The organism is Psychrobacter sp. ASPA161_6 (assembly GCF_051970285.1).
GTDB classification, from domain to species: Bacteria; Pseudomonadota; Gammaproteobacteria; order Pseudomonadales; family Moraxellaceae; genus Psychrobacter; species Psychrobacter glaciei.
In genome coordinates this window covers 630924-655450 of the sequence record NZ_JBEFNJ010000001.1, presented here as the reverse complement: position 1 = coordinate 655450, position 24527 = coordinate 630924, and the positions used below count along the sequence as shown (strand labels likewise).

The following is a 24527-nucleotide window of genomic DNA, read 5'->3' as shown; positions in this document are numbered from 1 at the left end:
GTACATAAAGACAGGATAATTAAATGTAAAAACCTCAACGGTTGAGCTGAGGTTTTTGAGTTATAATCATTAAGCTGCTTTTAAATTATAAGCTGTTTTTAAATTAATGGCTTGTCGCTCGCGATAATGCCATTATTATCTGCGTAGACAAACATACCAGAGTTTAGTGTCAAATCACCAAAGCTAATTTCAATGTCCGTCTGGCCTTCATCGCGGCGATTTGATTTACGAGGGATGCAACCGAGTGCCATGACACCGATATCCATTGCTGCCATATCATCGACATCACGAACACAGCCATACACCACGACCCCTGCCCAGCCATTATCAATTGCTGACTGTGCAATCATATCGCCTAACAGCGCGCAACGCATTGAGCCACCACCGTCGACCACCAATACTTTGCCATTACCGTCTTTGTCTTTGCCATCGCTGTTCAGTAATGATTTTACACGGCTATTGTCTTCAAAGCATTTCACCGTCACGATTTCACCGCAAAATCTGTCTTTGCCACCAAAACGATGAAACGACTTGCCTTCGATATTGGGCAAACATACCTGCGACTCAGGATTGGCATCCAATAAATCACAGGTCACAAAGTTCTCTTTATTCATCGCGGTTGATTCTGGCATCGTGTCTGACATGATCAAGCTCCCTAACTACTTATGATTGATTTTAACTTTTTTTGATATACCGCTTAGGCTATTTTTTCACTCTGGTCATCGCCAGCATCTGCTTATTTTCGATAATATTAGTATGCTTAATTAGCGGTTCCGTACGGTATTTACTACGCTGATAAATATCATTGGCGCTCATCGCCATTGCACTAGCGACGCGTTTGGCAGAAATGGGATGCAATGATAAAGACTCTGACAATAACGGCGAGATAAGTTTAAAGGCTTTTTGACCAAGGCTTTCAAGCGGACGTCCCTTGTGTTTGCCAAGTAACAATGACGGGCGAAAAATCACTAGTTGCGCAAAATCTAATGCGCTAATTGACTGCTCAGTTTCAGCCTTTACTCGATTGTACAAAAACCGACTGTCGATATCAGCGTTCATTGAAGATAATAAAAAGAAATTTTCAACGCCTTTATCGCGGCATAGTTTGGCAAAGTTCATATTATAATCGTGATCGACTTTTCGAAACGCTTCGTCACTGCCAGCCTGCTTTTTTGTGGTGCCGAGGCAACTAAAGGCATCTGTCGTTCGATCAACACCCACACTGACAAATATTTCGCTTAGATTGTCGAAGTCATTGACCTGATAAAAGCGCATACTGGCATTGATGTAGCGTGGCGGATGCCGTGCAATCACAATCAACGTGTCGTAAAGCTCACTCAATTGTTTGACAAGGTGTTCCCCCACCAATCCTGTCGCGCCAATCATAATTGCTTTTCGCTGCATACCTTATCCATTTATATAATGTTAGAAAATCTATGATTATGAGAAGACATATCCGTAAAGACAGATTGCTCCTCTATCATACCTAAATTAACAGATAACTGAGCTCATTAAGCACAGTTTATTGTAAGAGATTTTGTCAGTGATAGGTATGACTTGGCAACTGACTTTGCTCTTAATAGCCTAATAAAGTAAAATATTAGCAAATAGTCTAACTACTTTGAGCATTAACCATCAAATATATTGTTCTAAGCGCAATAATTTGCTAAGATAACCGGCTTTACACGTCAACGCTGTTTAATTATTCCAAACAGTTCTGACGCTTGCGATGATCTATTGATATTAGATACCCTATTAATATCAGACATCGACATCATGTTTGGCGAGAGGCTGCTCGTCACCGATGATTGTTAAACCCATTATTGCAATCAACATTCATATTTTTATCTGTCTTTATCAAGGAGATACGCGTGGCTAATACTGCACAAGCTCGTAAACGCGCCCGTCAAAACACCAAACGTCGTCAGAACTCTGCGTCACAACGCTCTATGGTTCGTACTTACTTAAAACGTGTTGATGCGGCAATCGCAGCTAAAGATTATGACGCGGCTACCGAAGCTTACAAAAAAGCGGTACCGGTTCTTGATCGTATGGCTGACAAAGGTATTATTCATAAGAATAAAGCTGCTCGTCGTAAGAGCCGCCTAAACAAAACAATCAAAGGCCTTCAAGCTTAAGATTTGTTCTGTTTAGACCGTAAGCATAAAAAAACCTTGTCACTGGTTCTAATACTGGGGCAAGGTTTTTTTATGCTATTTTTTTTGTATATAGATATTCAGGAGAGGCTCAGTGGAATCAATGAATAAGCGTGCAATCGTGATCGGTGGTTCGTTAGCTGGGCTGTTTTCAGGGACGCTATTACGTTCTACTGGCTGGCAAGTAGATATTTACGAGCGTTCTGCTCATGATTTGGATAGCAGAGGCGGTGGTGTTGTTTTGCAAGCTGATGTCGTGACTGCTCTTAAAAAGGCGGGAATTGCGACAGACAAGCTAGGCGTCGATGCTCTTGAGCGCTATTATCTGCAAAAAAATGGTTCAATTGAAAAAATGGCCATGCGTCAGACGCTTACCTCTTGGAATATTCTCTATCGCTCGATGCGAAGACACTTTCCAGATAAGCATTATCATCAAGGTAAAGTATTAGCGCAGGTACAATCAAAAGGCGCTAAAGTAACAGCTGTTTTTGTTGATGGCTCTTGTGAAACTGGAGATTTATTGATTGGTGCTGACGGGCCAAATTCAACAGTACGCCAACAGCTTTTGCCCACTTATGAGCCTCAATACGCAGGTTACGTGGCTTATAGAGGTTTGATCGACGAAGCTGACTTAGCGCCAGAAGTGGCTAAGATATTTACTGAACGGTTTGTATTTTATGATTTTCCAAACTCACATATTTTGGCCTACGTCATTCCTGGTGAAAACGAATCGCTGGTTCCAGGAAAACGCCGATTTAACTGGGTTTGGTACGTCAACTATGATGAGAAAACGGAGTTAGCTCATATACTTACCGACAAAAACAGTAAATGTAGAACGCATTCTGTGCCACCAGGAATGATGTCACCTGCTGTTGATCGAGCAATGCGAAGCTACGCAGATCTTGTACTCGCTGACCCCTTCAAAAAATTAGTAGCCGCGACTAAAGAGCCTTTTGTACAGTCGATTTTAGACTTAACAGTGCCGCAGATGGCTTTCGATAGAATGGCACTGATAGGAGATGCCGCTTTTATTCCTCGGCCTCATACAGCAGCGGGTACGGCAAAAGCAGCAGCAAACGCTATTTCGTTGGTAGAGGCACTCGTTGACCATAGTCATAACGTTCCTAAAGCCTTACAGGCAGGGGAGAGCAACCAGCTATCACATGGCATGCAATTATGGAAACATGGTCGCAGTGTGGGTGATCGTTCTCAGTTTTCTTATGGTAAAAGCCGAACAGAGGGATAAAAAATAAAATTCGACTGATTTTCCATTTTTGAGATGAATGGGTCAAATTTATGCTTAATAAGCATAAAACCCCTTAAAAAATTAAGTCCACTTCACTTTTGGTGGCAGCAACAATTTGCTAGGATGAAAGCCTGCAGCACGGTAACCGTCTAACAGAGTACTAACAGGACGAATATAAACCTCACCACGCCAGACAAAATAAGCATTTGCCTGATCAAAGGGCTTATCATCGAACCACAAAAACACCCCTTCCATCATCTTAGGCCAATCATTCCAATCGATTTCGGTCACATCAAGCATTACCGCCAAAAAAGCTGATAACAAAGTATCATGACTAACAGCGAGCATTAAATGCCCATGCTGCGGCTGATGTTGATAAAAGAGCGATAAAATATCAAGACCACCTTGATAGGCATTTTTAGTCCCTTCAAGATTGCCTTGTAAAAAACGATTAATAAAGTTGAGCACACCAATTTCTTTGAATACGACATTGGCAATCTCAGGTTCAGTAACCAGACTGCCCGGCTCCACCAGCAATGATTGATGAGCAATATGACGCTGTAACCCCGCCCCTTCTTGCATCAATTGTGCTGTGTCAATGCAGCGCCCAATCGGACTTGAGATGCTATCGACATCGAGCGAATACGGCAGATGTCCTGCTAGCCAACGTCCCCAAGACTTAGCCAATATGCGACCTTTAGGCGTGAGCGGCAACTGATAACTGGCAAAACCGTTACCATCAGAACGCTCGCGTAGAGAGTGCCTAGTAAATAAAATCAGTCGCTTATTATCAGGTAATAAGCTGACCGAAGAGATCATACTGTCAGGTAAGTGTGACGGCGCAGGCGCACTTGGCGTGTGACTCGCAAGCTTATCTGCGGATAGTTTTGACTGGGTACTAATAGGATATTTGCTCATGCTAGCAAGCCTAGCAGATTTTTTATCAGGAATGAACAAAATATAAATCCAGTTGCAATATAAGCAGCGATAATGAACGGACTTTTAAGACCAATAATGAATGATAGACTATTTCAGAATGCGCTAAGCCACTGCTAGCGATCCAACGTATTTACACGAAAAACGGCTCAACCAATATCAATGACTTTATCCCAAGCAAAGGCTAATGCTGTACTACTCACCTCGTTTGGATAAGCGCGTGGATTGACAATCACTCGGGTATTACCAATACGATAGTCAAATGCTTCGTGCGTATGTCCATGCACCCACAGCTTAGGCGCCCAAGTTTCATGCATCCAGCCAGATAAATCACTGACGAACGCTGCATTACTAGGTAGGCTAGCATACTTCTCAGACACTGATAATGCACTGATGCTATGATGACTCATCACTATCGTTTTTTTGCCCAGTGTTTTCGCGGTTATCAAGGCTTGTTGTAACCATTGACGCTGCTCAGCATGCAATTGCATAGAAAGCTCAGGTGAGAATAGCTGATCACCAGCATATATTTGCGTATAGTCCCGCATAAAGCGTTTAGCAGCGACCATAGTGTCCTCATTCGCTTGGTACTGATAATCAGTCCACAGCGTACACCCTAAGATGCGTACTTCTCCGATGTCAATATGCTGACACTGGAGCACGCGCATGCCTTTGGCTGAGGTTTCATCGTAATTGTCCCATGTTGCCAGTTTCTGATCGAAATTTAGCACATCTTCTTTGAAATACTCATGATTTCCCGCGATGGTAATAAGCGGTACCTGTAAACGTGCAGCTTGCTCTTGTAGCCACGGCATGCCGCTATCACTATTAGCGGTGTCACCAGCGACCAATACAATGTCTGCATCGGTCTTAGGAATATGCCCCATCGGATGCAATTGCCGGGCATAGCTGTCAATGTGTAAGTCACTTAATATCTGTAATTTCATATTATCCAACATCATTTAGTGGCGTTATTATTAAAAATCTAATTAGCGATAAACGCTCATAATAGTAATAGTAATAGTAATAGTAATATTTAGTTAGATGAACATTTTTGATATGGTCATTATATTTTAGAAAGATTGTAAGCATAAATTTAAGTAGTGTAGCAGCTTTTCCTTGTCCATCAAAAAGTAAAAAGACAGCCATTTAGGCTGTCTTTTTTTCTTAACATCTATTCAAACTTAAATACTTTGAAGTATCCTCTGTAGCTTAGTGGTAGGATTTTGCGCTTGAGTAATAGAGCGTCCAATGACCAGATAATCAGAACCCTCCATCAATGCTTGACTCGGCGTACAAATACGCTTTTGATCATCCGCGCTGTCCTCAGCGAGTCGGATGCCAGGCGTGACCAGCTTAAAGTCTTTACCGCATAAAGCCTTAAGCGCTTTTGCTTCTTGGGCAGAGCACACCACACCATCTAGACCAGCTTGCTTGGTCAATTGTGCTAGGCGGCTTACTTGCGCATCTAAACCGTCTGTGATGCCCGTTTGCATCAATGCTTGATTGTCCATAGAAGTCAGCACAGTGACAGCAATCAACAAGGTCTCAAAATTACCGTCTAACAGGCGTTGTTTGGCCAATGACATCGCCTCTAAACCCGCGCTTGCATGGACATTAACCATCCATACGCCAAGCTCAGCTGCCGCCAATACTGCTTGAGCCGTGGTATTGGGAATATCGTGAAACTTTAAGTCCAAGAACACCTCAAAATCACGCTGATGCAATGCCTTGACGATATCAGGGCCACAACGAGTAAATAGCTCTTTACCCACTTTTAATCGACATAACGTTGGGTCTAATTGGTCAGCTAGCGCCAAGGATGCATCTAAAGTCATGTTATCTAAAGCAACAATGACTGGAGAGTTAGTTATATTATTCATGGTTTTGCCATATATCAGAGTTATCAAAGCATTATATTTTTAAAATTAGCCGCGCCGCCATTATCAAGCCGCTTAGTCTCGCTTATGCTTAATCAAAGTAGAACCTTCATCTATATTAACTGCTGTATCTTGAGTCTGGGTCGCCGTTGTCCCGTAGACCGCATCTTCTACTGTTGGTGCATTTGCTTGACGATCAATAACGACATTGGCTTGGGTCAATTGCTCTTGCAAGTGATTGTTGGCCTTGTTAAGGCGCGAGATTTCCCACTTATTTTGTAAGACGCGGAAAATAAGCAATGCTAGCAAAATACCGATAATTATACCGAGTATTAAACAGAGTATCAGCAGCAACCCCAAATTCATCGTCGGTGCTTGTGAGAACAGCAAGTTTACGCCAACCTCAGTATTATTTGCTAATACCAAACCAAGCGAATAAGCAAAGCTTAAAAACAGTAATACAAACAGTAAAAAGCGCATGAAAGATACCTCGGTTTTGAATGGAGCTAACAGTTTAAAGATAGCATTCTAGAGTGCATCATCAATTAACACATCTATGACCAGTACTAATTATTTGCTACTTTATCATTTACGGCTTCACGTAGTGCTTTACCCGGCTTAAAATGCGGAATAGCTTTGGCAGGTACAGGCACGCTTTCCCCTGTTTTTGGGTTGCGCCCCATACGAGCGCGGCGATGATGTAGACAAAAACTACCAAACCCACGAACCTCTACCCGACCATCATTGGCTAAAGTATGGGTCATCAAATTTAATATTTCACGTACTGCATCATCTACAACTGTGTCAGTTATATTTTCACAATTCGCACTCAAATTACTAATAAATTCGGATTTGTTAATCGCTTGCTGCATTATGACGCTTGCCCTGTTGATTAATGGATAAAATGATTGTGAGTCAAAATTTGGTTTTTACGATGACTATTTATAGCATTATACTGAATTAACTTAGAAACATCTAAAGTCACAACTGCTTCTATAAGCCGATATTATTTATATAAAACTAAATCCGACTGATATATTGTTACTCAATGTTGCAAATGATAGCGGATATTAGGATAAATGGAAATAAGAGTTTGTCTGTTTGAGCAAAAACTTCCATTACTGACCACGTTATACAAATTTAATCATAAAAAAAAGCGACCGGAGTCGCTTTTTTTACATTACTTTTATATCAATAGCTTAGCAACTTACTGCATTTGTTCTTTGATCAAGTCACCAATTGTTTTTGGCTGTGCATCAGTTCCTGGAGCAGCAGTCGTGCTAGTGCTACCAAGATCTTTAATCGCTTGACGCTCTTCAGCTTCGTCTTTCGCTTTGATAGACAAGTTGATGTTGCGTGTTTTACGATCAACACTGATGATTTTAGCTTCAACATCATCACCAACTGTTAGATGCTTAGTCGCATCTTCAACGCGGTCACGTTGGATCTCAGAGGCACGTAGATAAGCTTCTACTTCGTCAGCAAGTTCGATAGTAGCACCTTTAGCGTCTACTTCTTTCACTTTACCATTAACGATAGCACCGCGGTCATTGTTGACTAGGTATTCGTTGAATGGATCAGAGCTTAACTGCTTAACGCCTAGGCTGATACGGTTAGCTTCTGCATCTACAGACAATACCATTGCTTCAACGGTGTCGCCTTTATTGTAGTTACGGATAGCATCTTCGCCAGTTTCGTTCCAAGAGATATCAGATAGATGAACCAGACCATCAATACCACCATCTAAACCGATAAAGATACCGAAGTCAGTGATTGATTTGATCGTACCAGTGATTTTATCACCGCGCTCATGTTTCTTATCAAACTCATCCCATGGATTGGCTAGAGTCTGTTTGATACCTAGGCTGATACGACGACGTTCTTCATCGATATCAAGAATCATTACTTCAACTTCATCGCCCACTTGAACTACTTTTGATGGGTGGATGTTTTTGTTGGTATGATCCATTTCTGACACGTGCACTAGACCTTCGATGCCTTCAGAAATCTCAGCAAAACAACCATAATCAGTTAGGTTAGTAACGCGTGCTTTAACAACGCTACCCACTGGGTATGTGCCGCCAACGTTATCCCAAGGATCAGTACCAAGTTGTTTTAGACCTAGGCTTACGCGATTGCGCTCACGGTCAAACTTCAATACTTTAACTTTTAGGTCTTGACCAACTTCAACCACCTCAGATGGGTGCTTGATACGGCGCCATGCCATGTCAGTGATGTGCAATAGACCATCGATACCACCTAGGTCAACGAATGCACCGTAATCAGTAAGGTTCTTAACGATACCTTCGATCTCGATACCTTCTTCAAGCTTGTTCAATAGCTCTTCGCGCTCAGCTGAGTTTTCAGCTTCCATAACTGCACGACGGCTAACCACAACGTTGTTGCGTTTTTGATCAAGTTTGATGACTTTGAATTCTAGCTCTTTGCCTTCAAGATGCGTGGTATCACGGATAGGACGTACATCTACCAATGAACCTGGCAAAAACGCGCGTACTGAACCGATATCTACGGTAAAGCCGCCTTTAACTTTGCTAGAAATAATACCTTTAACGATCTCATCATTGTCAGAGATTTTCTCAAGGAAATTCCAAGTCTCAACGCGTTTGGCTTTTTCGCGTGACAGTAAGGTTTGACCCATACCGTTATCAACCGCTTCAACCACAACATCAACACTATCGCCAACTTCAACTTCAAGTTCGCCTTCTTCGCTTAAAAACTCTTCACGAGCGACGATACCTTCAGACTTAAGACCAGTATCTACTGTAATCCAATCACTATCGATGGCTACAACAGTACCTGTGATAACCGAGCCACGCTCGATATCAAGACCTGTTTCTTCGATGCTCGCTTCAAATAGTTCAGCAAATGATTCCATTATGTCTACCTTTGTATAGCCGTATCCTGTCCAGCACAGTACGGATCAAATTTATGACTATATAAAACGGAATACTGGTTTTATATCCTACATAGTCATATAAAAAAACGTTTGTTGCTAATAAGCGCATTATTCATAAACACAATGTTTATAGAGCTCATTAGCAACAACTGTCTTGTGTTATTAAAACGACAACGTTGTTCTAATCACTGCTTATCCGACATACTATAATTTTATACTAAAATCAAAGATATAGGAAACTATTTAGTGCTCAATATGTTGTTTCTATTAGCTATTAAAGCAGACACCCTGATTCTGGCAGTGTTTTTTTATCTGCTCATAAACCGCATTTGCATCTAGCATGGAACTATCCAATACTAAGGCATCGTCTGCTGGCTTTGATGGTGCTGTCGTACGATTTTCATCACGATCATCACGGGCTTTAATCGTCGTTAATATTTCCTCAAAATCTGCTACTTGTCCCGCTTCCATTAGCTGTGTGACACGGCGCTTGGCACGTGCTTCCGCGCTGGCAGTCAAAAATACTTTAACGTCAGCATCTGGGAACACCACTGTACCCATATCGCGACCATCAGCCACTAGGCCTGAACGGGTTGCCATGTCTTGTTGTAGCGTTAGCAAGGCATTACGAACCTTTGGATAGACAGCCACTTGTGAGGCGTAACCACCAATCGTTTCGTTACGTACTTGCTCACCCACTGCTTCGCCATTAACGATGATATCGACACGGCCTGACTTATTATTAGGCACAAAAGCAATGTCCAAGCTTTGTGTCAGATGCAATACAGCCATCTCATCAATCGCTTTGCTAGCATCGGCAGTAATCAATCTTGCTTCAAACGCCTTTAGACCAACGATGCGATATAAAGCGCCTGAATCTAACAGCTGATAACCCAATGCTTGTGCCAGACGCCAAGTTACCGTGCCTTTGCCTGCGCCACTTGGACCGTCAATACAAATAACAGGATAACGCACTGGCTGCGCTTGGCTATTATCATTAGTAGGTGTAGAGACGGTCATAGGACTCACTTATCACTTAATAGTAGGCACTGCTTATATGGCTGCTTTTATATTAAAAAGCACATTAGCTAGAATGCTACTTATGCAACAGTAACAACGCAATATTTACTTAATTATCAACTGCTTGTTAGACTACTAACTTATTAGCAATCAAATAGGGCGATATTATAGCAAAAAAACCACGTTATCACTAGCCACAAGACTGATATCTTGTTGAATGTCTGTTTTAGGGTCTGCTGAACATTCAAATGTGGCACTGGCAGTGGCTATTTTGTAGACAATACGCAGTGAAATTTTTGACGCCTAGTCATTCTAGGTTAGACAATTTCGCCATGTATTGGCAAAAATAGCCCTGCCCTGAAAGGCTGATGCTAAAACCACCCCAAACGTTGTTGTAAACCTAGCTAAGGTCTCGACATTATCGTCTGTTTACGCCTAGTTTGGGAAGATTTTAGCGATCAGCAGTCCTAATATTTTAATGTTCAACAGACCCTAATTGTTAATGACAGTGTTTTTACTTTTTTTGGCGGCGCGGCGACGTTCACGAAAAAAATGCTTTAGCATCTGACTACTATGCTCACGGCATAAACCTTTATCAACTTGAATACTATGATTATAAAAAGGCTGCATGGCTAAGTTCATTTGACTGCCTACCATGCCCGCTCGAGGTTCGCTCGCCGCATAGACCAGTCTATCCACACGGCCATGAATGAGTGCGCCAACACACATCGTACAGGGCTCTAAAGTCACGTACAAAGTTGTCTGTAATGGCAAGCGGTAGTTTTTTAAACGCGCGCACGCATCCCTTAGTGCAACTATCTCAGCATGAGCAGTCGCGTCATGGCGTCCAATTGGCTCATTGAAGCCTTGCCCGATGATCTGCTGATTGTGTACCAACACTGCCCCTACTGGCACTTCTCCGAGTGCAGCCCCTTGTTTAGCCAGTAGCAATGCTTTTTGCATCCATTTAACGTCCTCTAGCGACCAAAATATACTGCTTGCAAGTGGCATCTCTACTTCAATAGCGGCCAATTGGCTAGGTATTAACGGATGAGAGTGTAAATTTATCATTAGATTATTTTTTATCTATTGTGGTAATTGCCAGTCAATTGGTGTTTGTCCATACTGTACCAAGTAATCATTGGTTTTAGAAAATGGCTTGGAACCAAAAAATCCACCACGATTGGCAGCCAGCGGTGAAGGATGCACAGCCGTTAAAATCAGATGTTTTTCAGTATCGATATACTTGCCTTTTTTCTGCGCTTTACTGCCCCACAATATAAATATCGTGTGCTCCGTTTGTTGATTGACCACATCAATCACGGCATCGGTAAACTGCTCCCAACCTTTATTTTGATGACTATTCGGCTCACCTTCTCGCACCGTTAATGAGCTGTTCAAGAGTAAAACTCCTTGCTGCGCCCAATACGTTAAATCACCATGCGCTGAGTAACTAGTACCGATATCATTGGCCATTTCTTTGAGTAAGTTATTAAGTGACGGCGGCTTGGGAATCGCTTTGGGCACAGAAAAAGATAGCCCCATTGCCTGACCTGGACGATGATAAGGGTCTTGTCCTAAGATAACGACTTTAACCTTCGATAAAGGGGTTAGGTTAAAGGCATTGAACATCAGCGGTGCAGGTGGATAAACACTTTCCTCTGATTGGTACGCTTCCTTCAAAAAAGCTCGTAGGTTATCCATATTTTCAGAGGTCAATTCATCTGCTAGTGCCGTTTTCCAATCTGCTGGTAGACGGACATTGTCTAAAATCGCTTGCCTTTGCTCTGGGGTCTTCGTCGGCTGTTCGTCAAACAGTTCCATGGTACATCCTTATTATATTTGTTATGAATAATTACTTCGTAACTATAGTTAAAATATCCTAGAAACGCGATGGTATTGCTGATATTAATTTTTTGTAACCTCTGTCTGCGCAAGCACAGCAAGAAAGAAAAATTGGTATCAGCAGTGCGTGATGGTTTGATATTACTTTTCACTGACTATAGCGTGGTTTAAAAGTTGATGGTAACAAAAAATGATGTGAGGTTTGTTGATAAATTATAGCAACAAAAAAACGGCTACCACAGAGATATGGTAGCCGTTTTTATAAAGCTAATGTAAAACCGTTTAGCTGGCCAATGATTCAGAGTCTGAGCGCGGCTCATGGGTCTCAACGACTGTTAAGATAATCCGACTATTCGCTGAACCTTTATCCGATACCTTATCCAGTTTCATAGTAGCACCATCTTGCTCATCGCCCGCTTCAGGCTCTAAGGTAAGATGAACAACCCCACCGTTAACCAAATCTCCAAACAAAATCATACTTGCCAATGGTTTTTTGATTTCATCTTGAATCAGACGCTGCATCGGACGCGCACCCATCAAACGGTCATATCCTTTTACAGCCAAGTAATCACGTACTTCATCATCAATCTCTAGCGTGACTTGCTTATCATCGAGCTGTACTTGTAGCTCAACCAAGAATTTATCGACCACTGATACCACCACTGATGTATCTAGTGAATTGAACTGAATGGTGGCATCTAAGCGGTTGCGGAATTCAGGGGTAAAGACACGTTTGAGCGATTCTGTATTATCACGGCTATGATCTTGCTGGGTAAAGCCCATCGAAGAGCGGCTAATACTATCAGCACCCACGTTGGTGGTCATAATGACAATCACTTGCTTAAAGATAGCGACACGACCGTTATTATCCGTCAACGTACCATGATCCATCACTTGTAATAACAAGTTGAACACATCAGGATGCGCTTTTTCAATCTCATCAAGCAATAAAACACAATGCGGATGCTGATTGATTTTTTCAGTAAGCAGTCCACCTTGATCAAAACCGACATAGCCGGGAGGCGCACCAATCAGACGTGATGCGGTATGGGCTTCCATATATTCTGACATATCGAAGCGCACCAATTCTACGCCTAATAATTTTGCCAACTGACGCGATACTTCTGTCTTACCAACCCCTGTCGGACCGGCAAACATAAATGACCCAATTGGCTTATCTGGCGCTTTTAGACCCGCACGAGACAATTTAATGGCATCTGCCAAGGTCTCAATCGCTTCGTCTTGACCAAATACTAAATGCTTAAGATCACGATCTAAATGCTCAAGAATACTCTTATCATCGCTTGATACCGACTTGGGCGGAATACGCGCAAGCTTGGCCACGATGGCTTCAATGTCTGCCACATCGATTTTCATCGGTGGTTTTTTCTTGGCCTTCGCCGCTTTTGACTCATCAGATGATTTAGCACGATCATTGGCTTTTGCAGTATTGGCTTCATCCTGCATTTCATTATCGTCGTCATCACCGGTTATGTCATTATGAATATCGCTCTCAAGAGCTTCAACATCGGCATCAATCTGCGCATCGAAGTCTTGCTCCAAATCAGCAATGAAGCTTTCTTCTGCTTCGATATCATCGGTATCCGGAATCACGCCTAAACGCTTATAAGCACCAGCTTCATCGATAACATCAATTGCCTTATCAGGTAAAAAGCGCTCGTGAATATGCTTGGCCGATAACTGTACAGCGGTGACTAATGCTTCATCTGTATATTCAACGTTGTGAAACTCTTCGTAACGCGGTTTGAGACCCCGTAAAATATCGATACTGTCATCGACACTTGGCTCTTTCACATCAATTTTTTGAAAACGACGCGAGAGTGCATGGTCTTTTTCAAACACCTGACGATACTCAGTGAAGGTCGTTGAACCAATACAACGCAATTCACCGTTGGCAAGCGCCGGTTTGATTAGGTTAGACACATCCATGTTGCTACTCATTGAAGAGCCTGCACCAATAATCATGTGAATCTCATCGATAAACAAGATGGCATTGGGCTTTTTCTTCATTGCATCAAGGAGCGATTTCATACGCTTTTCAAAATCACCACGGTACTTAGTACCAGCAATGAGTGAGCCAATATCTAAGCTATAAATCACACAGCCGTTAAGCGGCTTTGGTGCTTTATCATTGATAATTAACCATGCCAAACCTTCAGCGATAGACGTTTTACCAACCCCTGGCTCACCAACCAACAATGGGTTATTTTTGCGGCGACGACAGAGTACTTGCGCCGCACGCTCAATCTCAGAAGTACGTCCAATTAATGGATCAGTTTTACCTTCTGCCGCACGCTGGTTTAGGTTAGTAGCGAACTCAACCAACGGATCTTTGCTGGTTTTTTCAGAAGCACTACGACGTTCTCCAGTCGTAGAAGCACGAGGCTCTGATGGCTCATCTTTATCTTGACCATGTGATAAATACTGGGTCAGCTCAAGACGACTGATGCCTTGTTTTTTGAGCAAATAAACAGCGTAAGTATCGTGCTCGGAAAACATAGATACCAAGATATCTGAGCCTTCGACCAAACGACCACCACCAATAGACTGCACATGAAAAATAGCACGTTGCAGGATGCGATCAAAGCTTTGGGTTGGCTGTGGTGATTGCTCCGTTTCTGCATCTACCGTTGGCGTATGCTTATTGATATAAGCCTCGAGCTCGGTACGTAGCGTTGAAACATTTGCATTGCACGCCGTTAATGTGTTGGCAGCATGCGTGTTCTCTAACAGTGCCAACAATAAATGTTCAACAGTGAGATACTCATGCGATTTTTGGCGCGCAAGTGTCATTGCTAAACGCAAAGAAACTTCAAGATGACGACTTAACATAAGGACTTCCTACGGTTGTACCTATCTTATAAATTGATAGCTTTATGAATGAGTTAGGTAGTAAATCAGGGCGATAGATGTATTGTTCAAGGGCAATGTTAGTATTATTAAGAGACACGACCAAACGATGATTGAAGTGTACCGTGTATCATTTAGTGAGTGTTTCGACCTATCTAGCAATGATTGTGATAATTCATATTCGCTTTTCTTTATCTCAACATGATACTCAAACATAGTCAATCTATTAACGCATACTAAAATGTATCTAAGCACACTTTGTGAGGGGATGTTGGAGACGAGAAAGTCAGAAAATAACGAATTACACAAATGAGAAGTTGAGAATAAAAAAGATCTTATCAAAATAAGGGCGTAAATCATCAGGGTATTAGGAACATAGCGAAATGCTAAAAAACTGAACGCAAGACATCCATTTATCACACGACGTTATGTTTAGTATATAAGGCTATTTGAGATAAAAATCAAGATCAAAGCAGAAAGAAGACTGATTACTTAGGAGAGGTATAAGGGCTGATTTGCGGTGAAGTAATAGTAGAACTGCCTAGTAAAAAGGCTTTTAAAAAATATTATGGGTATATAAGCTTGGAAGTGGCAGCATTAAATAGCTGATTAAATAATATCAAGCAAGGTGAAAAGCTGAGAAAAAATAAAGCCGTTGTGACGGCTATTCACCTTGATGTGGTTCAATTTGAGTCAATAATGGATAACCTTCGCGATGAGCCAAGCTATTTACCTTTTTGGCTTTAGTTTCAGCGATATCTTTGGGATAGATACCAGCAATACCTTTACTGCTATTGTGAATCGTCAACATCACTTCAACGGCAGAATCAACACTGTGGCGAAATTCCGACTGTAAAACATAGACGACAAATTCCATCGGCGTGTAATTGTCATTATACATCACGACCGCATACATCGGCGGCTTCGCCACTTCTGGCTCGGCCACGAGCACGTCTGCTTGCGGCGACGTCTCATCCTCTGGCGCACTGTCTTGAGCACGCTGTGCAGGTATGTTGGGAAAATGCCAATCGAAAACGGTTGGCCTAGCTTGTAGAGTCATAGGTTTTATCATAATAAAAATATAATTATAAGGTAAATTCTAAATAAAAAGGAGGTTATACAGAGAGGCTATTTGGTGCATAATTGGCATGTAACAAAGCACCTTTGCTTTCACATAGCTGCTATTAGCAGCCATTATGTTTAACTAACTTTGGCTCATACCATTAAATTTCAAGTGCTTATTAAAATTTGAGTAATAATCAAGGTTCAATAGGACTTTCATCTACTTCTGGCAAGTCTAATAGGGAGAGCGGCATATTGTCGACCCTATCGCCAAGCCTCCAATCATACAGCTGTTCTTTTTGTTGCCCACCAGCTCTTAAAGTCAGTTTAGCCTGTAAAGGCTTAAATCCTGATGGCATCATGAAGCGACCACGAATACGTACAATACCTTTGATCGAATAACTGGCAGGATCTAGTGGTACTTCCACAAAGTCATCATTGTCAATTAATGTCAAAATTGGTGTTAAACGTTTGGCAGTGCCATCTTTACTCAGCATACCGACATCAAAACCATACTCGAAAGCGTTCTCAGGTAACGGCTTAATATTAGCGCCAATTATCTGTAGTGGCATGCCACCATTATCACTAATCACCTCAGTATAAAGCTCATTAAGCTGGGTAACTTGTTTGTTTTCAATGGTTAATTCTTTTTGTGTGGCGCGTAACTCTTCTAAATTTGTCAAACTTATCGCCAGCTCTTGCTTGGCAGTGGCGGCTTCACTCGTGGCAATCTTATTGCTAACACGTAGATCTTTCAGCTCTTTAGTTGCCTCAGTGCTGTTGATAATCGCTTGTTTGGTCTCAGTTTGCATCGCATGAAAGCCGCGCTGATAGCCAAGCTTGTGACCAAACACCAACCCAACGATAGCTGTCGCTAATATGGCCACGACAAAAAGCGCCAGTACCAGTGTCGAAGCACCTGTTTGGCTCGCACTGAGACTGTTCCGACTATCGATAGTGCCATTACTGACTTGTAAAGAATGTCGGCTACGCTCCAATTTATATGAAATAGCGTCTTGGCACGATAAACGTGCTGGCTGTGAGCAAAAGCGTAGTACAATCTTAACACGCATTTAGACAGTATCTCTTAACAGTAAGGGCAGGTTATTATAGCGGAATTTATAATCAATACCTAGCACCATCAATATGAACGATGTGACAATAAAAAAATGAGGTAACTTAATAGGTTATGTTTGATCCCTCGACCATGACAGTGCTTATTTATGAACGTTCAACACGCCTCAATATTAAGGAACAATAGGCGCGAAATTCAATCCCAGTGATTCATCAAGACCAAACATCACATTCATATTTTGTACCGCCTGCCCTGCCGCGCCTTTCACTAAATTATCTTGCACCACGATAACCGTCAGTTCAGCACGGTCATTGTCTTGATGTACCGCAATCCGCAGACGGTTGCTGGCACGTACACTGCGCGTATCAGGATAAATACCTTTTGGCATGACATCAATAAACAACTCTGACGCATAGCATTCTTCAAATGCTTGTTGCCAATCAATAGCCGCGCCTTCCTCAGTCATCTCCATATGGATAGAGCTTAACATGCCACGAATCATCGGCACTAAATGCGGTAAAAAGCGAATGCGATGGCTAAACTGACTGTCTAATAGCTGCGAAACTCCTTGCTCAATCTCTGGCAAATGGCGATGACCTGCAACGCTATAAGTTTTAAAATTGTCTGTCGTTTCCGCATAATTAAGCGCCAGACTTGCCTGACGTCCCGCCCCTGAAACACCAGATTTGGCATCAATAACGATACGTGCGTCGATCAAGCGTGCTGCTTGCTTGTTTTGCGCGTCGATAATAGGTTTTAGTCCCAAAATAGCCGTGGTTGGATAACAGCCAGGGTTCCCTACTACTAAGGCGTTTGCAAGCTTGTGGCGATTGACTTCAGGTAGTCCATAAACAGCTGTCTTCAATAACTCAGGGCATGTATGCGACTGTTGATACCAATGCTCAAACTCCGTCAAAGACTGCAAACGAAAATCAGCTGCCAGATCGATGACTCGCACGCCTGCTTGAGTCAATGCTTCCGCTTGCTTCATCGCGACACCGTGTGGCGTGGCAAAAAATACCACATCACATTTTTGCAACGTTGCAAGTGTATCATCACCCAAGTCACTAAAGACGATGTCTGAGATACCGCGTAAGCTTGGAAATATCTCATCAGCACGTGTACCAGCTTCGCTACGTGACGTTAGCAAATCAATAGAAACTTCAGGATGAGCGGATAGTAAGCGAATCAGCTCAATACCTGTATACCCTGTGCCACCGACGATTGCTGCTGAAATCATAAGATATCCCCTTTTACTCAATAATGTAATTGCTAGCTATCGCTATAGCTGGATTTTAAATTTATAAGTCAAATTTATCATAGCATTTAAATACCCCAGTGGCTAAATAGCAGAGTAGTTAAATAAAACGGTGATTAAATAAAACAGTAATTAAATAAAACAGTAATTAAATAAAACAGTAATTAAATAAAACAGTAATTAAATAAAACAGTGGCTAGATTTTATAATCATGCACGGCATCGATAAATACTTTGGCATTATCAGGGTTGACCCACTGCGTAATACCATGACCTAAATTCGCCACGTAGCCGGTTTTTTCGCCGTTAGCATAGGCATCATCAAGCATTAATTTTACTTCTGAGCGGATGGTTTCAGGAGAACCATACAAGGTTGCTGGGTCCAGATTACCTTGAAGCGCTTTGCTAGCTTGTAGTTTTTTATGCTGCTTAGTCAATTGACGCTGACTCTCAGTCAACGCCTGACGCGCACGATCAAGCGGCATCGTCCAATCTAGACCTAAGGCATCCGCTTCACTATCCGCTTGAATATCTAGCCATAGTCCGCCACCCTTGGTAAATAATACCACTGGTATATCAGGGTGACGCACTTTTAGCTCAGCGACGATGCGCTTATTATAAGCGTGTGAAAAATCGATAAACTGACGATGACCAAGCGCGCCGCCCCAGCTGTCAAAGATCTGTAGTACTTGAGCACCAGCAACGACTTGCGCATCTAAATAGTCAATAACAGACGTAGCAAGCTTATCTAATAATTGATGCAAAAAAGCAGGGTTGCTATACAAAAAGCCTTTGGTATAACGATAATCCTTTGAGCTACCGCCTTCAATCATATAAGTCGCTAGTGTCCACGGGCTACCAGAAAAGCCAAACAAGGGGACTTGGCCATTAAGCGCTTTACGAATACTTGTCACCGCACGCATGACGTATTCAAGAGAATCATTCACATCAAGCACAGGCAATCTATCTAAATCTGCTTGCGTACGAATAGGGTGTTTAAACTTCGGCCCTTCTCCAGCTTCAAAATACAAACCCAATCCCATAGCATCAGGAATGGTCAGAATATCACTGAATAAAATAGCGGCGTCCAAATCATAACGACGTAAGGGCTGCAAAGTGACTTCAGTTGCGCGGTCAGTATCTCGGCACAAGCTCATAAAATCACCTGCTTCAGCGCGGGTGGCTTTGTACTCTGGTAAATAACGACCTGCTTGACGCATCATCCACACTGGGGTGGTGTCTATCGTCTCAAAACGAAATGCGCGTAGCAATCTGTCGTTTTTTAAAGGGGCAAATTCTTGCTGAAGCGAGTTGCTATGGTCTGAAGCACTCATGTACAAATCTCCAAAGCAGCACGGTATTCATTGTTACTATTTTCAATGAATACCGTGCTGGATAAAATAAGTTGAATATAAAGGATATAAAACGCGTTGCACGTTGGATAATTAAGCTTTCATTCAAAGACACATTTTAGTCAACGCTGTCTTTGAATCCAAAAACGTCTCGTATCATTAAGTAATACTGGTTCTTAGATTTTTGAGTGCTCGTTACTGCTAAATACTGATAAATGCCTACATGTTGACAATTTTTAAACGTTGATAAGTCATGCTATGACGTATATAAGCTATCAACCGACACATCTCTATGACTCATCAACACCCGCAAACAGGCCATAACCTTATTATATAGTTGGTTCAATATAATTTGGATACAAGGAAGCCGAGCGAAAGTACTATAAAAAGTGCTATAAATAGTAGACTAAGCGAGACTGACAGCGTATCCAATTTATATAGGATTGACTATACCGTCAATGCTAAGTTGTCACGATGTACCATGACTACGCGCTCTTCATTACTACCAAAAATTTTATCAAAGCTTTCGGTACGCTCACGAGCCACACGTCGCGCATCATGCGATGAAAAATTCACTTGCCCGACGGCTATACGTTCGTTTGTATCTTGATGAATAATCTCTACCACATCGCCTTCATCAAAACCGCCGCGCACTTCTACGACCCCAACTGGCAGCAAACTTCTATTGTGTTCAGTCAGCGCGCGAGCTGCACCAGCATCGACAATCAAGCTACCTGACATGCGCAGATGCGCTGCAAGCCATTGTTTGCGAGCAATGATTTTGTCTTCTTCGTTGGTAGTCAGTAATGTACCCACTGCCTCACCTGAAACGACACGAGTGATAACATCATCAATAGCACCGCTCACGATAACGGTTGGACACCCACCCATCGCTGCAAGACGACCAGCACGGATTTTGGTCAACATACCACCGCGTCCGAGCTTGCCACCATCCCCTGCGATATCAAACAAGTAATCAGCCATCGCCCGCTCTTGACGAATCATTTTGGCATCAGGATTGTCACGTGGGTTATCAGTAAACACACCGTCTTGATCGGTTAGGATAATATACAAGTCAGCATTGACCATCGCTGCTGCCATTGCACCTAGCGTGTCATTATCACCAAATTTGATCTCATCAATAGTGATGGTATCGTTTTCATTAATGACAGGTAGTACGCGCCATTCTAGTAATTGCGTCAGCGCACCCGTCGTATTGAGGTAACGGCTACGGTTGGACAAATCATCATGAGTCAGTAGTAGCTGCGAGCTTTGAATACCATGCTGGATCAATGCTGACCACCACGTTTCAATCAGACCCATCTGACCAATAGAAGCGCAGGCCTGTAGTGCAGCTAGTTTCTTAGGGCGCTCCTCAAGGTTCATACGTACCACACCTTCAGCAACGGCACCTGACGATACCAGTAGCACCTCCACACCTTTTTTGTGCAGCTTAGCAATCTGTTTTGCCCACTCATATATGGCAGTACGATCTAGCCCTCTACCGTTATTGGTTAATAACGATGAACCAATCTTGACAATAACGCGCTGAATATCAAAGTTGCGAGTTTGCTTAATAAACCTTGCCTCTTCGGTCGTGTTTTCTATGTCACCTGCCATATAAACTCCTATTTCTTTTATGGATTAATTACGGGGGTTAATTTAAAAAATCAGCTCAAATATATCAACTCAAACGAAATAACTTAGGGAACGTATACGACTTCAACGCCATCGTCATCATCATCCAGTTCGTCTTCGTTGACTAAGTCTGTGCCTTCACGCGCCGCTTTGCGAGCCGCACGATATGCTTCACGCTGGGCTTCAGTATTGAGACGCACTTCTGCTTCTAAACGCTCAAAACGTGCTTTTTGTGCTTCAGCGAAGATAGGATCTTCTAGTTCACGCTCACGCTCACGCTCAATCTCATTCATTAAATGATATTTAACTGCATCAGTCCCTTCACCCATTAAGGTTGACGTGCGAAATACATCGCCTGTCCACTCAAGCTCGGCGACAATATGAGTACAAAGCTCATCTAACTCTTCGTCAGGCACCTGATCAATTTTGTTTAATATCAAAATCTGGGGTAAGTTGGATAACTCAGGCGAAAAACGCTCAAGTTCATTCAAGATAACACAAGCGTTGGCTACCGGATCGCTGCCATCAATTGGCTTTACATCAACCACATGTAACAGACGACGAGTACGAGCCACATGTTTTAAGAAACGAATGCCAAGTCCAGCACCTTCTGAAGCACCTTCGATCAAACCTGGAATATCTGCCATCACAAATGAGCGATGACGACCGATATCAACCACACCTAGATTCGGAACGAGAGTGGTAAACGGATAGTCAGCAACTTTTGGTCTAGCAGCAGAGACTTGACGAATAAAGGTAGATTTACCAGCATTAGGCAAACCAATCAAGCCAACATCAGCCACAACTTTTAGCTCAAATTTAAGAACTTTTAACTCACCTTCAAAACCAGACGTAGCCTTACGTGGTGCTTGGTTGGTCGAGCTTTTGAAATGGGTATTACCCAAACCACCATCGCCACCTTTGGCAATCAGTAACGTCTGATCAAGTTCAACCAAGTCACCCAACACTTCGTCAGTTTCGGTATCAACTACTGTGGTACCGATAGGTACTGGTAAAAACAAATCATCAGAGCCCTTGCCTGAACAGTTTCTACTGTGGCCATTCTCTGCTCGCATAGCATCGTGACGACGGGTATAACGATAGTCCACTAGGGTGTTGGTGTTATCCTCTGCAATGACGTAAATATCTCCGCCCTTGCCACCATCTCCACCATCAGGTCCACCACGTGGGACATATTTTTCTCGGCGAAAACTGGCGATTCCGTTACCACCGTCACCTGCTTTTACCGTTACGACGGCTTCATCAATAAATCGCATCTTACGTTCCTTAATTTACCATCCAGTTTATCAACTGGTTACAGCCAACGACTGTATTTTAGGGTATAGCTATGTGTTTGTGTGGTTATAAAAACCAATAATTTTAAAAACTGATTTAAAAAATATTTGCGACCCGTGTGTGAAGCCGCCCTTGGTAGTCATTATGACAATAACACCCGATAACCAATCGGACTATCGGGTGCTTAAGTACTGCATCTAAAAACTAGCGCATCTAAAAACCGACGCATCTATACGGATTGCAAGGTACTACCGTATAAATACTACCGCATAAATGATACCGCCTTAGACTTTTTATGCTGGAATCTGAGTGTAGCTGATTCCAGCCATTTGCGTCGCCAAACGCAATACTTGCGTACTATAGCCGACTTCATTGTCATACCAAATGTAAACAATGGCATGATTATCCGTCAAAATAGTTGCTTGAGCATCGATGATACCGACATGAGTCGTGCCAACAAAATCCGTTGACACAGCTTCTGTAGAGTCAGTATAAGCAATTTGCGACTGCCAAGTGCTGCTGTTGGCCGTCTTGCGCAAAAATTCATTTAACGCATCAGCGCTTTTTGGTGCCGTTTTAAGGTTCAAATTCAAAATAGCTAAACTGACATTCGGCGTTGGTACACGGATAGCATTACCCGTTAATTTACCACTTAGTTCTGGCAATGCTTTGCCAACTGCTTTTGCTGCGCCAGTGCTGGTAATCACCATGTTCATAACTGCACTGCGACCACGGCGATCTGCTTTGTGATAATTGTCGACTAAGTTTTGATCATTGGTGAATGAGTGGATGGTCTCTACGTGACCGTTTTCGATGCCATACTCATCGTTCAATACATTAAGCGTTGGGGTAATAGCATTGGTCGTACAGCTAGCAGCACTCACGATCGTATCGTCGCCAATAGTATTATTATTCACACCATAAACGACGTTTTTAATATCCCCACCAGCAGGTGCAGTTAACAGAACTTTTTTCACACCAGTAGATTGTAGGTGCTTGCCAAGGCCTGCTTCATCTTTCCAGATACCTGTATTATCGATGACCAAAGCGTTGTCGATACCATAAGCATTGTAGTCGATTTCGCTAGGGTCTTTGCCATAAATCACTTGCACAAAACGACCGTTAATAATCATGCCGTTATTGTCATCATCGATACTAATGCCACCCAAAAATCTACCATGAATCGAGTCACGCTCAAGCAATGAAATACGCTTAGCCAAATCACCAGCAGCAGCTGGACGTACAACGATGGCTTTTAGTTGCAAACCTTTTGCGCTTGACGCTTGTGACAGTAACAAACGGGTCAAAATACGACCAATACGGCCAAAACCATACAATACAACATCCGTCGCGCCATTGACGGCAGCTGCATTATTGACAGATTTTAGCGCAGCTTGTACGTCAGTGTCATTAGCAATCAATTGACCAACATCAATACGAGTGGCTTGAATGTCTTTGCTCTCTGCGATGACTTTTACCATCGCTAACGTGTCAGCGATATCAATAGACTTAGCACCATGGTCGCGCAGTGCTACTTTTTGGTGTAGTGCTAATATCTGACCAACTGAGGTAGTACCTAGCGTTTCACCGAACAATGTTACTTGTACATCTTGCTCATTATAGAGCTTATTCAATAGCCCCATAAGCTCGATCGCGTGTTGCTCTTGGTTGTTGTAATTGCTCAAGTGCTCTTGATGTAGTTGGCGTAAGGTATCAGCATTGCTCACGAGAAACATCCTTATGATCAGTAAAGTATTATGAAAAAGTATCAAACAGATAGATTAAATTTAGTCTAAGTAGCTACTCAAATAAAATGACAGAAGAATATTCATGTCAATCATTTTCATCAGAGTGTTTAGGTCGCCTAGATTTTAGCTTAAAACGCTCTATTTTGCCAGTGCTAACCGATCAGCAAGCACTTATAACGCGTTTTGAGGGTATATTTAATAGATTATAAAAACAAAGGCAGCTTATTA

General features: G+C 42.4%; 21 protein-coding genes. 2 read left to right on the top strand and 19 right to left on the bottom strand.

The genetic code is table 11. The features are described 5' to 3' along the window. Nucleotides 1–98: 98 nt before the first annotated feature. Both rraA and ACTQ9T_RS02710 read right to left on the bottom strand, forming a co-directional pair. A complete protein-coding gene (gene rraA / locus ACTQ9T_RS02715) occupies nucleotides 99–614 on the bottom strand; it encodes a ribonuclease E activity regulator RraA (protein WP_227669915.1) in 516 nt (171 codons plus the stop codon). An 88-nt stretch (nucleotides 615–702) separates the two neighbouring features. Beyond that, entirely contained in the window at nucleotides 703–1404 is a 702-nt protein-coding gene (locus ACTQ9T_RS02710) for an NAD-dependent epimerase/dehydratase family protein (protein WP_189580705.1), read from the bottom strand. A gap of 467 nt (nucleotides 1405–1871) precedes the next feature. On the opposite strand from ACTQ9T_RS02710, the gene rpsT reads away from it, so the two are divergent. Both rpsT and ACTQ9T_RS02700 read left to right on the top strand, forming a co-directional pair. Further along, the gene (gene rpsT / locus ACTQ9T_RS02705; protein WP_010200097.1) at nucleotides 1872–2138 is read left to right on the top strand and encodes a 30S ribosomal protein S20; all 267 of its coding nucleotides are present in this window, start codon (nucleotides 1872–1874) and stop codon (nucleotides 2136–2138) included. Between the two features lie 121 nt (nucleotides 2139–2259). Then, nucleotides 2260–3402: an FAD binding domain-containing protein gene (locus ACTQ9T_RS02700; protein WP_440464451.1), complete on the top strand. Its 1143-nt coding sequence runs from the start codon at nucleotides 2260–2262 to the stop codon at nucleotides 3400–3402. An 81-nt stretch (nucleotides 3403–3483) separates the two neighbouring features. Here ACTQ9T_RS02700 and ACTQ9T_RS02695 read toward each other — a convergent pair whose 3' ends face one another. From ACTQ9T_RS02695 to ACTQ9T_RS02615, 17 genes are all read right to left on the bottom strand, one after another. Beyond that, nucleotides 3484–4320: a histidine phosphatase family protein gene (locus ACTQ9T_RS02695; protein WP_010200102.1), complete on the bottom strand. Its 837-nt coding sequence runs from the start codon at nucleotides 4318–4320 to the stop codon at nucleotides 3484–3486. Between the two features lie 167 nt (nucleotides 4321–4487). Beyond that, nucleotides 4488–5285, bottom strand: a complete 798-nt coding sequence (locus tag ACTQ9T_RS02690; RefSeq protein WP_440463990.1) for a metallophosphoesterase — start codon at nucleotides 5283–5285, stop codon at nucleotides 4488–4490. A gap of 237 nt (nucleotides 5286–5522) precedes the next feature. After that, on the bottom strand, nucleotides 5523–6221 hold the full coding sequence (gene pyrF, locus ACTQ9T_RS02685; protein ID WP_440463989.1) for an orotidine-5'-phosphate decarboxylase: 699 nt from the start codon (nucleotides 6219–6221) through the stop codon (nucleotides 5523–5525). Between the two features lie 72 nt (nucleotides 6222–6293). Further along, the gene (locus tag ACTQ9T_RS02680; RefSeq protein ID WP_189580692.1) at nucleotides 6294–6698 is read right to left on the bottom strand and encodes a lipopolysaccharide assembly protein LapA domain-containing protein; all 405 of its coding nucleotides are present in this window, start codon (nucleotides 6696–6698) and stop codon (nucleotides 6294–6296) included. An 86-nt stretch (nucleotides 6699–6784) separates the two neighbouring features. Further along, nucleotides 6785–7090: an integration host factor subunit beta gene (locus ACTQ9T_RS02675; protein WP_010200120.1), complete on the bottom strand. Its 306-nt coding sequence runs from the start codon at nucleotides 7088–7090 to the stop codon at nucleotides 6785–6787. Nucleotides 7091–7425: 335 nt separating this feature from the next. Next, a complete protein-coding gene (gene rpsA / locus ACTQ9T_RS02670) occupies nucleotides 7426–9114 on the bottom strand; it encodes a 30S ribosomal protein S1 (RefSeq protein ID WP_189580689.1) in 1689 nt (562 codons plus the stop codon). A 288-nt stretch (nucleotides 9115–9402) separates the two neighbouring features. Then, complete coding sequence (gene cmk / locus ACTQ9T_RS02665) at nucleotides 9403–10155, bottom strand: (d)CMP kinase (protein ID WP_440463988.1); 753 nt, start codon at nucleotides 10153–10155, stop codon at nucleotides 9403–9405. Nucleotides 10156–10647: 492 nt separating this feature from the next. Then, nucleotides 10648–11166 (bottom strand): tRNA adenosine(34) deaminase TadA, encoded by a 519-nt coding sequence (tadA, locus tag ACTQ9T_RS02660; RefSeq protein ID WP_440464450.1) that lies wholly within the window; start codon nucleotides 11164–11166, stop codon nucleotides 10648–10650. Nucleotides 11167–11241: 75 nt separating this feature from the next. Beyond that, nucleotides 11242–11979, bottom strand: a complete 738-nt coding sequence (locus ACTQ9T_RS02655; protein WP_440463987.1) for a uracil-DNA glycosylase — start codon at nucleotides 11977–11979, stop codon at nucleotides 11242–11244. Between the two features lie 303 nt (nucleotides 11980–12282). Beyond that, nucleotides 12283–14853: an AAA family ATPase gene (locus tag ACTQ9T_RS02650; protein ID WP_440463986.1), complete on the bottom strand. Its 2571-nt coding sequence runs from the start codon at nucleotides 14851–14853 to the stop codon at nucleotides 12283–12285. Between the two features lie 682 nt (nucleotides 14854–15535). Next, nucleotides 15536–15931: an ATP-dependent Clp protease adaptor ClpS gene (locus tag ACTQ9T_RS02645; protein ID WP_010200136.1), complete on the bottom strand. Its 396-nt coding sequence runs from the start codon at nucleotides 15929–15931 to the stop codon at nucleotides 15536–15538. A 199-nt stretch (nucleotides 15932–16130) separates the two neighbouring features. Continuing rightward, nucleotides 16131–17006 (bottom strand): hypothetical protein, encoded by an 876-nt coding sequence (locus tag ACTQ9T_RS02640; RefSeq protein ID WP_201590941.1) that lies wholly within the window; start codon nucleotides 17004–17006, stop codon nucleotides 16131–16133. A 174-nt stretch (nucleotides 17007–17180) separates the two neighbouring features. Then, nucleotides 17181–18248: an N-acetyl-gamma-glutamyl-phosphate reductase gene (argC, locus tag ACTQ9T_RS02635; protein ID WP_440463985.1), complete on the bottom strand. Its 1068-nt coding sequence runs from the start codon at nucleotides 18246–18248 to the stop codon at nucleotides 17181–17183. Nucleotides 18249–18462: 214 nt separating this feature from the next. Next, the gene (gene hemE / locus ACTQ9T_RS02630) at nucleotides 18463–19599 is read right to left on the bottom strand and encodes a uroporphyrinogen decarboxylase (RefSeq protein ID WP_440463984.1); all 1137 of its coding nucleotides are present in this window, start codon (nucleotides 19597–19599) and stop codon (nucleotides 18463–18465) included. Nucleotides 19600–20064: 465 nt separating this feature from the next. Continuing rightward, nucleotides 20065–21237: a glutamate 5-kinase gene (gene proB, locus ACTQ9T_RS02625; RefSeq protein WP_201590950.1), complete on the bottom strand. Its 1173-nt coding sequence runs from the start codon at nucleotides 21235–21237 to the stop codon at nucleotides 20065–20067. Nucleotides 21238–21320: 83 nt separating this feature from the next. Continuing rightward, complete coding sequence (gene cgtA / locus ACTQ9T_RS02620) at nucleotides 21321–22532, bottom strand: Obg family GTPase CgtA (protein WP_010200157.1); 1212 nt, start codon at nucleotides 22530–22532, stop codon at nucleotides 21321–21323. A gap of 312 nt (nucleotides 22533–22844) precedes the next feature. After that, nucleotides 22845–24287: a glyceraldehyde-3-phosphate dehydrogenase gene (locus ACTQ9T_RS02615; protein ID WP_440463983.1), complete on the bottom strand. Its 1443-nt coding sequence runs from the start codon at nucleotides 24285–24287 to the stop codon at nucleotides 22845–22847. Nucleotides 24288–24527 lie beyond the last annotated feature (240 nt).

Bases quoted from the DNA above. Each gene is read 5' to 3' on its own strand.
- rraA (WP_227669915.1), bottom strand. From the start codon at position 614: ATGAATAAAGAGAACTTTGTGACCTGTGATTTATTGGATGCCAATCCT.
- ACTQ9T_RS02710 (WP_189580705.1), bottom strand. From the start codon at position 1,404: ATGCAGCGAAAAGCAATTATGATTGGCGCGACAGGATTGGTGGGGGAA.
- ACTQ9T_RS02700 (WP_440464451.1), top strand. From the start codon at position 2,260: ATGAATAAGCGTGCAATCGTGATCGGTGGTTCGTTAGCTGGGCTGTTT.
- ACTQ9T_RS02695 (WP_010200102.1), bottom strand. From the start codon at position 4,320: ATGAGCAAATATCCTATTAGTACCCAGTCAAAACTATCCGCAGATAAG.
- ACTQ9T_RS02690 (WP_440463990.1), bottom strand. From the start codon at position 5,285: ATGAAATTACAGATATTAAGTGACTTACACATTGACAGCTATGCCCGG.
- pyrF (WP_440463989.1), bottom strand. From the start codon at position 6,221: ATGAATAATATAACTAACTCTCCAGTCATTGTTGCTTTAGATAACATG.
- ACTQ9T_RS02680 (WP_189580692.1), bottom strand. From the start codon at position 6,698: ATGCGCTTTTTACTGTTTGTATTACTGTTTTTAAGCTTTGCTTATTCG.
- ACTQ9T_RS02675 (WP_010200120.1), bottom strand. From the start codon at position 7,090: ATGCAGCAAGCGATTAACAAATCCGAATTTATTAGTAATTTGAGTGCG.
- rpsA (WP_189580689.1), bottom strand. From the start codon at position 9,114: ATGGAATCATTTGCTGAACTATTTGAAGCGAGCATCGAAGAAACAGGT.
- cmk (WP_440463988.1), bottom strand. From the start codon at position 10,155: ATGACCGTCTCTACACCTACTAATGATAATAGCCAAGCGCAGCCAGTG.
- tadA (WP_440464450.1), bottom strand. From the start codon at position 11,166: ATGCCACTTGCAAGCAGTATATTTTGGTCGCTAGAGGACGTTAAATGG.
- ACTQ9T_RS02655 (WP_440463987.1), bottom strand. From the start codon at position 11,979: ATGGAACTGTTTGACGAACAGCCGACGAAGACCCCAGAGCAAAGGCAA.
- ACTQ9T_RS02650 (WP_440463986.1), bottom strand. From the start codon at position 14,853: ATGTTAAGTCGTCATCTTGAAGTTTCTTTGCGTTTAGCAATGACACTT.
- ACTQ9T_RS02645 (WP_010200136.1), bottom strand. From the start codon at position 15,931: ATGACTCTACAAGCTAGGCCAACCGTTTTCGATTGGCATTTTCCCAAC.
- ACTQ9T_RS02640 (WP_201590941.1), bottom strand. From the start codon at position 17,006: ATGCGTGTTAAGATTGTACTACGCTTTTGCTCACAGCCAGCACGTTTA.
- argC (WP_440463985.1), bottom strand. From the start codon at position 18,248: ATGATTTCAGCAGCAATCGTCGGTGGCACAGGGTATACAGGTATTGAG.
- hemE (WP_440463984.1), bottom strand. From the start codon at position 19,599: ATGAGTGCTTCAGACCATAGCAACTCGCTTCAGCAAGAATTTGCCCCT.
- proB (WP_201590950.1), bottom strand. From the start codon at position 21,237: ATGGCAGGTGACATAGAAAACACGACCGAAGAGGCAAGGTTTATTAAG.
- cgtA (WP_010200157.1), bottom strand. From the start codon at position 22,532: ATGCGATTTATTGATGAAGCCGTCGTAACGGTAAAAGCAGGTGACGGT.
- ACTQ9T_RS02615 (WP_440463983.1), bottom strand. From the start codon at position 24,287: ATGTTTCTCGTGAGCAATGCTGATACCTTACGCCAACTACATCAAGAG.